Raw genomic sequence first — 13,233 nt, 5'->3', positions numbered from 1 at the left:
CTCACTAATGAAGGTTGGCGTGATAAAGCGCGTTCAATGTCAATTTGTTTGTATTCTAATGATTAGAGTCTATTTTTTTGGGGATTATTTTAAGTAGCCTCCTAATTTCACATATAAAAAATCGAGCTATTTGAATCTTTTTTGTGCGTGTGACAGCATTTTGTCCGAAATAAATTGTTAGAGCTCTAATTAAATGGAGGGCGGTTTCTGGTTTTTTCCTTTTCGAGGAAAGCACTTTATTCGTAAAATTCTTTAGTTGATGAAAAACAGGTGCTCTAAGGTCACCTGTTTTACTTTGCCTGCAGGCGCCGCTGATCCTGCAGTGACAATAAGATGGTCGAAAGTACCGATGGATTCGAAGTAGCAGTGCATCTCTTTCTCGTTGCTGATATCTAGATCATTTGAGCGACTAGCCACATGGGCGATCTTCTCTTCGTGATTAACGAGCTGAGCGATAGCTCCTTCAATACCTGATGCGCCACCTAAAATGACGTAAATTGTTTTTTCGCGGTTCATTATTGTTTATCTCAATTCGATGACTTCATTTGATAACGCCCATTATATTTATTCGACTTAGTTTTATAATTGGACAAAATACGAAATCATTATTCAGATTGGGTAAATAATGGAGCGCCTATGGATAAGTTTTCAGATATGGAGATGTTCGCGAGCATTATTAAGCACCAGGGGCTAGCGGCTGCGGGCAGAGACCTTGGATTGTCGCCAGCCTCAATGACGGCTAGGCTTCAGGCTTTGGAGGAGCGTTATGGTGTTAAACTGCTTAATCGAAGCACTCGAGACGTATCGTTAACTGACTAGGAGAACTCTACTACAAAGCTTGCTTGGATATATTGGATAACGTCAATAAAGTGGAAAATATTATCCAAACTGGCGTTAAAGAGGTAGAAGGCGCGCAGAGAGTGTCTGCGCCAAAAGACCTTGGCAAACAATACATTATACCCGTTCTCAGTGAGTTTTCAGAACGCTATCCTGACGTCATTCCTTATCTCTACCTCAATGACCACCTGTCGAACGTTAACGAATCGGGTATTGTTCTTAAGTCACTATTGGATGTTCAGGCAGACATTAACCATCGTCGTTTGGTAATAGTACTTAACGGCTATATGAAAAACTTCAATACTTCGACAACGCTATCAAGTGCGGATTTGAATGTGGTCTATTTGAGTAAAAAATACCAACCCAAACGCATTCGCTTGTTCTTAGATTTTTTGTTCGAACAGTTCCCAGATCTAGTCAAGCAATCTAGCGACAACTGAGGATTACGGGTGATGATAGTGTAACGATAGGAACGACTTGGTTCCTATCGTTTGCGTCTAGCTATCAATCCGTATGAGTCTCGCGCAGCATCCATTACCGTTAGTATTGTTCGAAAGTGTAAATTGCCAGCCATAGCTTTCTGCGATCCGATGAACAATCAGCAGCCCCAGCCCATGCTCAATATCGTTATTATTGTTCAGTCCACTGCCGTTATCAGTAATGCAAATTTCCTGAGATGAGATACGGACGGAAATCTCCCCTTTGGCTGTAAAACGTGTGGCATTGTCTAGCAAATTTCCGACTATCATTCTCACGGCTATCAATGGTAGGTTAACCGTTGTCCCTTCTTCGATTTGCACCGTTACCTTTGTGTCTTTTGGAGCACTTGAATGGTATTTGGCTAGCTCCAAATCTTGTTCAGTGACTTTAGTCGATAAACTATCGGGACTCGAATTTTCTTGTTTGACGATGTTTAGTAGCAGTTCCACGGTCTGTTGCATGCCGTTCGCCGCTTTGATTATGAGTTCACGCTGCTTGGTTTGAAAAGCCTCATCTTGTTTCATTGCCTGTAAGTTGGCTGCACCCAATACCACGGCAATGGGCGTTTTCAACTCGTGGCTCGCATACTTGGCAAACATAAGCTCTTGTCTGGCGACACGCTCTTTCATTTGCGTGTAACTATTAAGATGCTCGGTGAGTGTTTGCAGCTCTATAATTGAATGCTCTGTGATAGAGAATGCTCCGTCTTGGTTACTTGCGAGTTGGTGGGTGAGGGATGAGATTGGCGACATTAATGTGTCGAAGACCCTTTTCAGCGATAACCGCAAGACAAAAATCAGAAAGACCATCAGTAGCATTGAAATGAGCATCAATGTGTCCCAAGAGCCATCTCCAAAGTCCATCGCTCTCGAATCAATGGTGAGGTAAAGCGGGATAGTTTGCTCGTTAAACTGAAACTTGGTGTGATAGACCAAGAAGCCATCTTCGAGGAAGGTATTGTATTTCGTTACTTTTCCTAATGGTAAAGGCCCTTGTTGTGCGATTCTTTTCGGTAGCATATTAGCATCAAAATACGCGGTAACGCTTTTACTGAGCTGAGCCTGATTTACTTGGCGAAGTTGATAGTAGGATTGGGCTATTTCTTCAAATGACACTAAGTGATGTTCGATCTGGTCGTCTTCTTCTAAGGCCAAGTGAAGCGAAAAAGCAAAGAAAACCAAAAAAGAAGTGACCAAAGCGATAAGAGAGAAGGTTTGTAACAAGCGAGCTTTGACGTGTTTTATGGAGTAATAACTAGGTTGTGACTTTGACCTTTTCATCATTGAATTACCAGTTTGAAGCCAAATTTAGGTACCGTCATTAGGCATGGAACATCGAACGGCTTATCTATGACATTTCTCAGTAAATAGATATGACTTCGTAATACGTCTTTATCGGGCACATTTTCCCCCCAAAGAGTCTTAATTAATGACTCTCTTGCTACCACTTCACCTTGAGCTTTTACTAGGGCGAGTAGGATTTGATAAGTCGCGGGGCTTAACTCTATATTTACGCCTTGTTGTGTCACTTGATGGCTTTTTTCATCAATAACAATATCGCCATATCTCAGTGTGCTTTTGGCAACTTGACCACGATAGCGCTAAATTAGTGCGCTAAGTCTGGCTTCGAGTTCAGGAAACTGGAACGGCTTGGTGAGAAAATCGTCAACTCCAGAATCGAAACCGGTCAATAAGTCAGATTTTCCATTTAGTGCTGTCAGCATAAGAATAGGTGTCGTGCAACCTTTAAGGCGCAGTTCTCGTGCTACCTGCATTCCATCTTTTTTTGGCATCATTACATCTAGAATAATGGCATCGAAAGCATGAGATAGAGCAAGCGATAGGCCTAAATCACCATTGCTTGCAAAGTCCGCTTCCGCTTTTTTGACGTCAAAAAAGTCCGCCAATATGCCTTGTAGTTCTTCATTGTCTTCGACGACTAGGATCTGGCTGCCAGATAACACACTCATACATGTTTCCAATTCAATAGCGTGAATTGATGATAGCAAATTTGTGTCGATTTTTTGTCGAAACGCGATTGCCAAGTGGTAAAACAGCTTTGACAAAACCTCGACATCGACTCCTGCACACTGCTCTTATTTACTAAGGGAGTGTGAGATATGAAAACACCAAAATCATTAGTTTGTTTGGCTTTAAGTCTGGTGGCGCCTTGGGGGCAAGCCATAGAACTAATTGGGCAAACGGTCAGTTTGTCATCGGTAAATGTGGTTGCGGAAGTTAATGGCGTGATTGAAACCATGGGCGTAGAGGTCGGTGATAAGGTTCAGCAGTACACGGTTATAGCTGAAGTTAAAAAGCAAGACTTTCAGTTTGAACTAGCACGTACCACGGCCAATCTGGAACTGGCACAAGCAGAGCTCAAACTCAAACGTTCCATATACGAGCGTTATAAAGAGTTGCTCAAAAATAATAACTTATCTGTTAATGAACTTGATATCGCCAAAGCTGATTACCTCAATGCCAAAGCATTACTTAAGCTGGCACAAATTGAACTTGATATTGCTCAGAAAAACTTCGAGGAGACAAGTATCCGAGCCGACATTGAAGGCTTTGTGGTGAGCCGTGATACACAAGTTGGTGCTTGGGTAAACCAAGGTGATTTGCTTTATCGACTTGTGAATATTGATACGTTGACGGTACGTCTGTTAGCTAGTGAGCATGATATGTCTTTGCTATCGGTGGGGCAGTCGATAGAACTTTGGGCAGAGACAAGTCCAGAGCAAAAAGTGGTGTCATCCATTGCTCGTATAGGAGTGGAAATGGATGTTCAGCACATGGCTTATCCGATTGAAGTTGATATAAAAAACACCGATTTTAAGCTGATACCAGGTATGTCGATGTATGCCACAACCGATGTTTCGCAAATCACAACTTCAGTGAAATAAGAGGCGACTTTGACCATGTTTTCTTTAATCTCCTTTTTTGCTCGACGCCCGTTTCTCGCCCGAATTATTACGATTATGGTATTAATGATGGGAGTGATTTCACTATACACTCTTAAACTGCAAGAATACCCCGATGTTGCCTTCGAGTCCGCTGAGGTGACGACCCATTACCCAGGAGCAACGGCTTCCGACGTTGAAGTCAATGTTACTAATCCATTGGAGAAAGAGTTACGCACTGTAAAAGGTATTAACTTTTTTTCCTCTCAATCTGTGGATGGCTTTTCTGCAATAGAACTGGAGTTTCTTCCAGATGTCGATTCCACACAAGTTATGCGCGATATTCAACAAGCCGTCGATAGAGTGAGTGGTTTACCGAAAGATATCACTAACCCGCCACTAGTGACTCAAAAGCAAACATCTTCATTTTCTGTTCTATCGTTCGGCCTCAGTGCTGTTGGCGAGACGCAAGGGAATGGAGAGTTACAAGAGTATGCGTACCACTTAGAACGTGCGATAAGCGCACTCTCAGGTGTTCAAACCGTCACACTCTCTGGGTATAGCGAGCGAGAGTTTTGGATAGAGATTGATCCAACAAAGGCGAGTCGTTATCAATTAACGTTTGCCGAGATCAGTAATGCAATTGTCCAGTCGAACTTATCACAATCGGGCGGAATGGTACGTGCTAAAAACAGCGAGCAAAAGCTGATCACGATGACTCAAGTGCAATCGGCGCAGGAAATTGGAAATATTGTTATTAAGGCGCTCCCTAGCGGCACTATAGTGAAAGTTTCCGATATTGCGCAAGTGATTGATACCTTTGCGAAAGCGACGCAACAAGGAGTGATCAATGGTCAAGATGCGGTGTTATTCGATATCTCTAACAGCGGCAATGCGGATATCACAAAAACGGTCGCCAGTATCAAAGCGTTGATAGAGCAAGAACAAACTACGTACCAGGGGCAGTTCGTTTTCCAATATGGAATGAATCTCGCTGATGACATGAGCAATCGCTTTACGATCGTGTCGACCAACGGTGCTATTGGTCTTCTCTTAGTATTACTAGTTTTGAGCATGGTACTCAAAAGACAAGTTGCTTTTTGGGTTTCTATTTCAATTCCATTTTGCATATTGGGTGTCATGATAGTGTTGCCGATGCTTGGGCTGAATCTCGATAGCATTACCTTGGCGGCATTGTTGTTAGTTATAGGAATCATTGTTGATGATTCAGTGATTGTTGCCGAAAGCATTTATCAACAAAAAGAAGCGGGGAAACAAGGATTTGAAGCAGCAATTGAGGGAACTAAAGCAGTCATTAAGCCTATTTTGGCCAGCTTGACGACCACGGCCTTGGTATTCATTCCGATGATGTTTATTCCTGGCATTATGGGGAAAGTGATTGTCGTTATCCCAATTACGGTTATTACCGCACTGCTGTTTTCTCTTAGTGAATGTACCTTTACCTTACCTGCACACCTTTCTGGTTCGTTAGAATCAAAACGTGCTACTTCAGACAAATTCACTAAGGTAGCTAGCTGGTATCAGCGGATGTTGACTAAATGTCTTCGCTACAGAAAGTCTGTTATTACCGCGGCGATCGTTGTTGCATTAGCAGGGACGAGTCTTGTGATGACTCTTAAATTAGATATCTTTCCTTCACAAGCAGCAAAATATGTAGAGGTACATACCGAGGTAAAGCCGGGAACTTCGTTAGAAAATGTTCGCGTAATGCATGCGGGAATCGAGCAGGCAATAAAGTCACTACCCGTAGACGAACTCGACAGTTTTGAAATGACTTATCAATCGCCAGTGAGTACAGGTCGAATCAACTTGAGTGATTATAGCCAACGAAAGCGCACAGCAGATGAGATCGTCGCTGAACTGAATCGTAAGGTTGCCAGTTACAGTGACCAGGTGTTTGTTAAGTTTTCCATTGATGCAGGAGGACCGCCTCCAGGAGAGCCTATCGAAGTACGTGTCTTGGGAGGATTGGAGCATGATCGTCAACAAGCGGTCGAGTTGGTATCTAAATGGTTAGCCGAGCACTCTGGTCTTGCGAATGTGACTAACAGTGAAGCCTTAAAAGATCCTCAATTAAAAATAGTGCCACAGCACACATGGCTAGCGAAATATGGACTCACGGTAGCGGACCTTGCCAATACACTACGTATTGCGTTTGATGGCGAGAAAATCACTTCCACGTGGTTAAGCACCCGAGAAGTCGATATCCGTATGATTTTAAATGAAGACTACCGATCTCTAGAAAAGTTAGCGACAACAAAGATCTATACCTCAGATGGAAAACAAGTCCCTTTGAGTCGTTTGGCAAGAGTAGAGCAAATTGACTCCCCTAGACTGATCAAACATTACAATGGACAGCGAGAAGTGACAGTAACGGCACAGATAACGGATGATGCCCTAAGTTCAGTAGCGCTGTCGAACGAGTTACTTACTGAACTACAGGGTAAATACGCTGCTACAGTAACTATTGATATTGGTGGCGAAGTGGAAAAAACTAATGAAACCATGAGTGGATTTATTGTTGCTTTTCCTTCCGCTATGGTGGCGATCTATTTCGTTCTCGCAATCATGTTTAATTCGCTACTACAACCACTCTTAGTAATGGCAGTGATTCCATTTGCTGTTGTTGCATCGTTGATGGCATTGGTTGTGCACTTTCAAGCGTTGTCTTTATTTGCGCTGATAGGGGTACTCGGAATGACTGGAGTCGTTGTGAATAACGCTTTGGTTCTCATTAATCGAATCAACGAACTAAGAGCTGATGGAAATTGTGGTGTTGATGCGGTTATAGAGGCATCCGTAAGTCGACTGCGCCCAATATTATTAACCTCGCTGACAACAGTAGTGGGCTTATTACCACTCGCTTACGGTATCGGTGGCACTGACGTTTATATGGGGCCGATGTCGTTAACATTAGGCTATGGTTTATTGTTTTCGTTACCGATTGTCTTATTGGTTGTGCCAATTTTGTATAGTTTGTGTTTTGTCCGTGAACGTGAACCGATGAATACTTAGAGTGTGTTTATAAGCAGTATGCGATTGATAGAAAAATACGTCATGTGTATGCACTCATGCGTCATTTTGGGCGCATGGCTCCAATTTATGCCAATTTAGATAATTAATCTTTACATGTAGTATCTTAGTATTAAGCTAAATGGTGTTTGTTTTTTTATGCCACTAGTTTCTTTTTCCGAATTCTAAGAGACATAATCTATTGAGGTACACTATGAGAAAAATGACATTGACCTTGCTAGCACTTACCTTAGCCGTTAGTGGCAGTGTGTCTGCCCAAGAAGCGTTGACGGGGTGTGCGGCCAAAGAGCAGCGACTCAAAACCAAGCTGGAATATGCTAAAAAGTATAACAACACTCATGAGATCCAAAGCCTCGAATTAGCCATAGAGAATGTTCAAAATTACTGCACTGATGAAAAGCTCTATGAGGAACGAATGCAGAAAGTGGAGAGCAAGAAGAAAAAGGTAGCGGAAAGAGCTCAAGATCTGGAGCAAGCAAAAGCTAAGGGTGATCAGAAAAAAATCAAAAAAAAGGAGCGCAAACTAGCGGATGCTGAAGGGGAATTACAGGAGGCAATTTCAGAGTTATCTGAGTGATTATTCTCTATTCGAAAGCACACAAATGGCTCCTGTAAGATCGAGTAGGCACTCTCGCGATAGAAGTGCCTACCAAGAACTGATGACTGTTTGTCGAACTTATTGAAGCATGCTGGTATAAACCTGCTGGCCCAAAGTAGTTAAAGTGTATACCTTGCCGTTGTCCTTAGTTACCAGCCCACAGTTTACAAGTTGTCTTAGGTGGAAGTTGAATTTCGTATGATCCTCGATACCGACAATACGGCATAGGTCCATAAATTTAATTTTGTGATGCACTTTTAGTTGTCTCACTACGGTACGGCGTATTGGATTCGATAGTGCGCTGAAGACTTGATCACGCGATTCGGCGTTTTGTACATCTCTAGGCGAACGTTCGGCATGGACGCGTTTTAACGTCACGGAAAGGGCGGAAAGGTTAAATGGCTTAGTGAGGAACTCGTCAGCGCCTTTTTTCATAGCATCAACCGCAAGATCGACCGTCGCAAACGCGGTAGTAACGATAACACCGATATTGGGTTGGAAACGACGTAAAGTTGTCAGGGCATCAATGCCTGTGATTCCACCCATTACCACATCGAATAAAGCAAGATCAAACGTCTTCTCCTTCGCAAGATCCAGTGCGTCTTCAGCATTATCGACAGCAGTGACTTCGAAGCCCTCAAGTGATAATGCTTCCTCCAATACTTCTCTCAAGTCCGTATCATCTTCAGCTAAAAGTAGTTGCAGTTTCATTATTTAACTCCTGGTAGTTTGAACTCAACAAGTAGCCCCGGGCAAACATTCGAGAATGTAATAGAGCCGTTATGTTGTGTGGCAATTTGTTTAACGAGGGCAAGGCCCATTCCGGTGCCTTTACCTTTTGGTTTGGTGGTAAAGAAAGGCTGTGTGGCTTTCTCGAAGGTTTTAGGGGACATTCCTGTACCCCAGTCGCGTACTTTCAATGACACTTTGTCATGATCTTTTTGAACTCTGATGGCCAACTTGCGCTGATTGGCACTGGCATCAAGAGCATTGGACACAAGATTGATAACAACCTCTTCAAGCAAGGCCTTATCGCCTTTGACATAAAGCTTAGGATCGATATCTAAGGTCAGGTCATATTGAGCCAGACGATAGCGGAGCATATCGAGAGCGGCGTTGACGATGCTCTCAACATTGACTCGTTCACGTTCAATATTGTGCTGATGTGAGTAACGAAGCACTTCTTGACTTATGCAAGCCGCTCTTTCGAGCCCTCGGCGAATACGAACGATTTGTCGGTCTGCGATGTCTTGGTTGTCGCGATTCTGCTCTAACAAATCACAACTCATCAGAGCGCTGCTAATCGGCGTTTTTATTTCATGGGCGATGGCTGAAGAAAGTTCTCCAAGCTCTTTTAGCTTCTGGTTTTGGAGAGAAAGAGACAACGCATCTTCAATTTGTTGTTTTCTTTCAATATCAAACATTTTTAGAGCTTGCCAAAGGGTTATCAACAGCATGACAGCCCCGATGCAGCGGAACACCAAGACCCAAGCGCCATGTTGAGCAAAGACAAGCGCGCTGCCCAATCCGTAAATAAAGAAGGCGATACCAGAGAGCAAGAAGTATAAGTGGTTTGGAACTTCTTTTTCTTCCAACTGCTTTGAATACAGCGTAAAGCCAATCCCAGCCACAAAGCAGGCAATTAAACCAAATAGTAGTCGAGCATTGCGAGTGGCGCTAATCGTAACGGCGTTAAAGTCTTGGGTTGAAAATTGATAAACAGAAATTGCGATCAATAGTGTTGTTAAGGCTAACCAGATACGACGGACGGTTTTGGTCATGCTGGGGTTGAGCAGTTCGGTCATCTTCCAAGCAAATAGGTTCAAAGGAAGGTAGGCGATAACAAACTTCAACAGAAGTAACACTTCCATCGGCTTAGTGATGACGAATTCTTGTTGGTAGATAGCAAGATACAGCTCGCTCCATTCATGGAAACCAAGTACCAACCCCGAAATGCCTAAGTAGGGAAGAACCCTAGCAATTTTTATTTCACTACTCGACATGTCACGCAGCAATATAGCAAAGAATAGCGTGACAAATGCCAATCCGTAGATGAGATAAATTTTGAAAACAAAGAGAGTATCCATGAGTAATATTGTTTACAAGATAATCATTATTAGTGTTATAGCACTTATCTATGTGATCTCTATCACTGACATCTTACTTTCTATTTTTGGAACTTAACAAATGTAAGCGAGCAAAATAATGCATTAAGCTATTGATATAGAATAGCTTAATGCATTATTTTCATGAAATTTTGCTTTGGGTTGTTATTAATGTAGCGCACTTTATTGACAAAACGTTACATTTTCTTGGAAGGAGGCAGGAAGAAGGCGCTGGTAATAATTTGAAATAAAAAATCACCCCATGATCAACTATTCTTTAATGTGGGGAAGAATAAATGATCAGGGAGTGAAATACAGTTAAGTAAATATAGTATAAGTTGATAAATTTGATTATAAAAAATAGTAAAGGTTAAGGTTTAAATAACTAAATAGTTCACCTCCATGTGAATAGATTAGTCTGTAATTGGTGACTTACCACGTAAAAGTAGCTTGATCATTAATGGAATACAAATAAATGTTTTCTCCAAAAATGAAATGATAAGTTTCGCTAATTTTTATTTATATTATGACTTTTTTGGGTGTATCTTTCTTCTCGCAAGCTGTGTAGATAAATAATTACACTTTATGTCGATGATAAATTTAATTGTCCATTAATTAATATAGTTGCTAATTATTTTTATCAGTGTTTTTAAAATTAAATTAAGGATTGCTGATGCAAGCTAGTATCCCCAGCGAAGATATAATGCTAGCTGGGAAGCGGATATTATACGGCCAGTTGATGCTCGGTTTGATGTTTATACTCTATGAAATCTTATTTGGAGATAGATTAGATATATTATCGGCGTCAATCGGGGTGGTCATTGCAGTTGTGCCACCATTTATAGGTATGATATTCGCGTCGTTAAAAGCTAAATATAAGCCGCAGCATAATTTAAAAGATCTGATGCGTTTGAGTCGTAATATCAAGATGATCTACACCATAGTGATGTTCATTTTGACATTTCGATTTATGGAACTGAACAACGTTACTGTTTTAGCCGGATATTGCATTACGGTATTAGGTTTCTTTATCAGTCCGATGCTTAAAGATCAGCAAACCATTGAACTACAGAGGAAAGCGTAATGGAAAACGTTCAATCGGCACATGACTATATTGAACACCATTTGACGTTCTGGACTTCGGGTGATGGTTTTTGGGGCATAAACCTAGACTCAATGTTGATGGTTTGGTTACTGGGTATCGTCTTTATCGTAGGCTTTCGCTATGCGGTTTCAAAGGCGACAAGTGGAGTTCCTAGCCGATTACAATGTTTCGTTGAATTGGTGTTTGAGTTTGTCGATGGGTTGGTAAAAGAAATTTTCCAAGCACAAGATAAACTAATAGGTCCATTGGCTCTAACTATCTTTGTTTGGGTATTCTTAATGAATGCTATCGATTTATTACCTATCGATTTTGTTCCCGCACTTACCCGAGCAATAGGACTTGGTCACTTTAGAGATCTACCATCTGCAGACGTTAATGTCACTATGTCTATGGCACTAGGAGTATTTATTCTAGTTCTTGGCTATACTTTTAAATACAAAGGTATTAAAGGGTTTATTAAAGAACTGACTACTCAGCCATTTTCACATCCATTGCTTTATCCTGTGAACTTGGTTCTTGAATTAGTCACCCTAATATCAAAACCTATATCACTAGGACTTCGACTATTTGGCAATATGTATGCCGGTGAGATGATATTTATCCTTATCGCATTAATGCCATGGTGGATGCAATGGGCATTAAGTGTTCCGTGGGCATTGTTCCATATATTAATTGTCGGATTACAAGCGTTTATATTTATGGTTCTCACTGTTGTCTATATGGGCATGGCAGTCGAAGAACATCACTAATTCAAATTTAATTTACTAAAAATATTTCACAGGAGTTGTTATGGATATTGTAAGTGCTGTTTTATATGTAGCAGGTGCACTTCTAATTGGTCTTGGTGCGGCAGGTGCGGCAGCTGGTATCGGTAACCTAGCCGGTAAATACCTAGAAGGCGTAGCACGTCAACCAGATTTAACCTCAATGCTTCGTACTCAATTCTTCATCATGATGGGTCTAGTGGATGCGGTACCTATGATCGGTGTTGGTATTGGTCTCTATATCATCTTCGCAGTGGCTTAATTGATTTTTTAATAAGTAAACATTGGTGAGGATGTTATGAACCTAAATGCAACCATGCTGGGTCAAGCAATCTCCTTCGTTATCTTCGTTTGGCTTTGCATGAAATATGTGTGGCCACCATTGGTAACACTGCTTGACGAGCGTCGAGACGAAATCGCGACTGGTATTAAGAATACGGCAGCCGCGGCAAAAGAACTTGAACTAGCAAGAGCAAACGGTGAAAGCATCGTTGCAGAAGCGCGCGAAAAAGCACAGTCCATTATTGAGTTAGGACAACAACGTCAAAACCAATTAGTGGAAGAAGCGGCGGAGCTAGCGCAAAAAGAGAAAGCGAAAATCATCGCTGAAGGTAAAGCTGAGGTAGAGAGCGAGAAGAGCAAAGTACGTCAGGAGCTGAAATCTGAAATGGCAGATTTAGTGATTGAAAGTGCCAGCAAACTGATTCGCAAAAACCTTGATTCTAAGAGTAACCATGAGCTTGTTGAGCACATGATTAGCGAAATGTAGGGGTAAATCAGATGAATGACTTTACCTCAATTGCTCAACCTTATGCCAAAGCGGCGTTTGACTTTGCCCTTGATGAGGCACTGCTTGATGAGTGGGGACAAGCGTTAGGGCTTTTAAAAATGGTGGTGTCACAACCCGCGGTCATCGAGGTGATTGAAGACCTCGAAGAGGAAAGCTCAGAGCAAGTCTTGCTCGATATGATACTGACCTCTTGTGATGAGTGGCTTAGTCAATACGTGAAAAACTTCTTACGTGTTATGGCTGAAAACAAAAGACTCAAACTACTGGCAACCACTGTTGAGCTGTTCTTCGAAATGAAAGCGGAATATGAAAAAACCATGGATGTTTTGGTTTACACCGCTGAGCCATTGGAACAAGACCAATTGGCGAACATTAAGAACGCGCTCGAAGCCCCCTGTGTCAGGATAGTTGTCGCCCTTAATCCTCAATAAAAGTAAAACAGGGAGCGGTAAGTTTAATTAAGTGAAGCGTTATTCAGAAGAGCATAAGAAAGCAACTATTCGCAGGTTTGTTGAAAGTGGTTTATCCTTGCGGGAGTTTGCAGATAATGAAGGTATGCATATCTCTACTCTGCACGATTGGAAGAATAAGTATTTAG

13 protein-coding genes and 2 pseudogenes are annotated in these 13,233 nt (G+C 41.8%); 10 read left to right on the top strand and 5 right to left on the bottom strand.

Features of this window, described 5'->3' with window-relative positions; all coding sequences use genetic code 11:
* Positions 1–252 precede the first annotated feature (252 nt).
* On the bottom strand, positions 253–516 hold the full coding sequence (locus VTH8203_RS07775; RefSeq protein ID WP_208617725.1) for a Rossmann-fold NAD(P)-binding domain-containing protein: 264 nt from the start codon (positions 514–516) through the stop codon (positions 253–255).
* A gap of 120 nt (positions 517–636) precedes the next feature.
* On the opposite strand from VTH8203_RS07775, the pseudogene VTH8203_RS07770 reads away from it, so the two are divergent.
* Positions 637–1,277, top strand: a pseudogene (locus VTH8203_RS07770) (LysR family transcriptional regulator).
* Positions 1,278–1,334: 57 nt separating this feature from the next.
* On the opposite strand, the gene VTH8203_RS07765 reads toward VTH8203_RS07770, so the two are convergent.
* Together VTH8203_RS07765 and VTH8203_RS07760 are read right to left on the bottom strand one after the other, a co-directional pair.
* A complete protein-coding gene (locus tag VTH8203_RS07765) occupies positions 1,335–2,600 on the bottom strand; it encodes a sensor histidine kinase (protein ID WP_167385797.1) in 1,266 nt (421 codons plus the stop codon).
* Positions 2,597–3,286, bottom strand: a pseudogene (locus tag VTH8203_RS07760) (response regulator transcription factor). Before VTH8203_RS07760 ends, VTH8203_RS07765 begins: the two are co-directional and overlap by 4 nt.
* A gap of 150 nt (positions 3,287–3,436) precedes the next feature.
* Here VTH8203_RS07760 and VTH8203_RS07755 point away from each other — a divergent pair.
* The 3 genes from VTH8203_RS07755 to VTH8203_RS07745 all read left to right on the top strand — a co-directional run bounded on the left by VTH8203_RS07755 (position 3,437) and on the right by VTH8203_RS07745 (position 7,850).
* Positions 3,437–4,222, top strand: a complete 786-nt coding sequence (locus VTH8203_RS07755; RefSeq protein WP_096993155.1) for an efflux RND transporter periplasmic adaptor subunit — start codon at positions 3,437–3,439, stop codon at positions 4,220–4,222.
* A gap of 15 nt (positions 4,223–4,237) precedes the next feature.
* Complete coding sequence (locus VTH8203_RS07750; protein ID WP_096993154.1) at positions 4,238–7,255, top strand: efflux RND transporter permease subunit; 3,018 nt, start codon at positions 4,238–4,240, stop codon at positions 7,253–7,255.
* A 211-nt stretch (positions 7,256–7,466) separates the two neighbouring features.
* The gene (locus VTH8203_RS07745) at positions 7,467–7,850 is read left to right on the top strand and encodes a DUF1090 domain-containing protein (RefSeq protein WP_096993153.1); all 384 of its coding nucleotides are present in this window, start codon (positions 7,467–7,469) and stop codon (positions 7,848–7,850) included.
* A 99-nt stretch (positions 7,851–7,949) separates the two neighbouring features.
* Here VTH8203_RS07745 and VTH8203_RS07740 read toward each other — a convergent pair whose 3' ends face one another.
* Positions 7,950–8,582, bottom strand: coding sequence for a response regulator (locus VTH8203_RS07740; RefSeq protein WP_096993152.1), 633 nt, complete (start codon positions 8,580–8,582; stop codon positions 7,950–7,952).
* Entirely contained in the window at positions 8,582–9,958 is a 1,377-nt protein-coding gene (locus VTH8203_RS07735) for an ATP-binding protein (RefSeq protein ID WP_096993151.1), read from the bottom strand. Before VTH8203_RS07735 ends, VTH8203_RS07740 begins: the two co-directional genes overlap by 1 nt.
* Before the next feature lie 691 nt (positions 9,959–10,649).
* On the opposite strand from VTH8203_RS07735, the gene VTH8203_RS07730 reads away from it, so the two are divergent.
* The 6 genes from VTH8203_RS07730 to VTH8203_RS25475 form a co-directional block, all read left to right on the top strand.
* Positions 10,650–11,060, top strand: coding sequence for an ATP synthase subunit I (locus VTH8203_RS07730; RefSeq protein ID WP_096993150.1), 411 nt, complete (start codon positions 10,650–10,652; stop codon positions 11,058–11,060).
* A complete protein-coding gene (gene atpB, locus VTH8203_RS07725) occupies positions 11,060–11,830 on the top strand; it encodes a F0F1 ATP synthase subunit A (protein WP_096993149.1) in 771 nt (256 codons plus the stop codon). The genes VTH8203_RS07730 and atpB overlap by 1 nt, the downstream gene beginning before the upstream one ends.
* 40 nt (positions 11,831–11,870) lie before the next feature.
* Complete coding sequence (gene atpE, locus VTH8203_RS07720) at positions 11,871–12,107, top strand: F0F1 ATP synthase subunit C (protein ID WP_096993148.1); 237 nt, start codon at positions 11,871–11,873, stop codon at positions 12,105–12,107.
* 36 nt (positions 12,108–12,143) lie between these two features.
* Complete coding sequence (locus VTH8203_RS07715) at positions 12,144–12,614, top strand: F0F1 ATP synthase subunit B (RefSeq protein ID WP_096993147.1); 471 nt, start codon at positions 12,144–12,146, stop codon at positions 12,612–12,614.
* Positions 12,615–12,625: 11 nt separating this feature from the next.
* The gene (atpH, locus tag VTH8203_RS07710; RefSeq protein ID WP_244181165.1) at positions 12,626–13,066 is read left to right on the top strand and encodes an ATP synthase F1 subunit delta; all 441 of its coding nucleotides are present in this window, start codon (positions 12,626–12,628) and stop codon (positions 13,064–13,066) included.
* 31 nt (positions 13,067–13,097) lie between these two features.
* On the top strand, positions 13,098–13,233 hold a 136-nt coding region (locus tag VTH8203_RS25475), incomplete at its 3' end, for a transposase (protein WP_158296061.1).

Source organism: Vibrio thalassae (assembly GCF_900089835.1).
Lineage (GTDB): Bacteria > Pseudomonadota > Gammaproteobacteria > Enterobacterales > Vibrionaceae > Vibrio > Vibrio thalassae.
This window is presented reverse-complemented; position numbering and strand designations above follow the sequence as displayed.

Bases quoted from the DNA above. Each gene is read 5' to 3' on its own strand.
- VTH8203_RS07765 (WP_167385797.1), bottom strand. From the start codon at position 2,600: ATGATGAAAAGGTCAAAGTCACAACCTAGTTATTACTCCATAAAACAC.
- VTH8203_RS07730 (WP_096993150.1), top strand. From the start codon at position 10,650: ATGCAAGCTAGTATCCCCAGCGAAGATATAATGCTAGCTGGGAAGCGG.
- atpB (WP_096993149.1), top strand. From the start codon at position 11,060: ATGGAAAACGTTCAATCGGCACATGACTATATTGAACACCATTTGACG.
- atpE (WP_096993148.1), top strand. From the start codon at position 11,871: ATGGATATTGTAAGTGCTGTTTTATATGTAGCAGGTGCACTTCTAATT.
- VTH8203_RS07775 (WP_208617725.1), bottom strand. From the start codon at position 516: ATGAACCGCGAAAAAACAATTTACGTCATTTTAGGTGGCGCATCAGGT.
- VTH8203_RS07745 (WP_096993153.1), top strand. From the start codon at position 7,467: ATGAGAAAAATGACATTGACCTTGCTAGCACTTACCTTAGCCGTTAGT.
- VTH8203_RS07755 (WP_096993155.1), top strand. From the start codon at position 3,437: ATGAAAACACCAAAATCATTAGTTTGTTTGGCTTTAAGTCTGGTGGCG.
- VTH8203_RS07750 (WP_096993154.1), top strand. From the start codon at position 4,238: ATGTTTTCTTTAATCTCCTTTTTTGCTCGACGCCCGTTTCTCGCCCGA.
- VTH8203_RS07715 (WP_096993147.1), top strand. From the start codon at position 12,144: ATGAACCTAAATGCAACCATGCTGGGTCAAGCAATCTCCTTCGTTATC.
- VTH8203_RS07735 (WP_096993151.1), bottom strand. From the start codon at position 9,958: ATGGATACTCTCTTTGTTTTCAAAATTTATCTCATCTACGGATTGGCA.
- VTH8203_RS07740 (WP_096993152.1), bottom strand. From the start codon at position 8,582: ATGAAACTGCAACTACTTTTAGCTGAAGATGATACGGACTTGAGAGAA.
- atpH (WP_244181165.1), top strand. From the start codon at position 12,626: ATGAATGACTTTACCTCAATTGCTCAACCTTATGCCAAAGCGGCGTTT.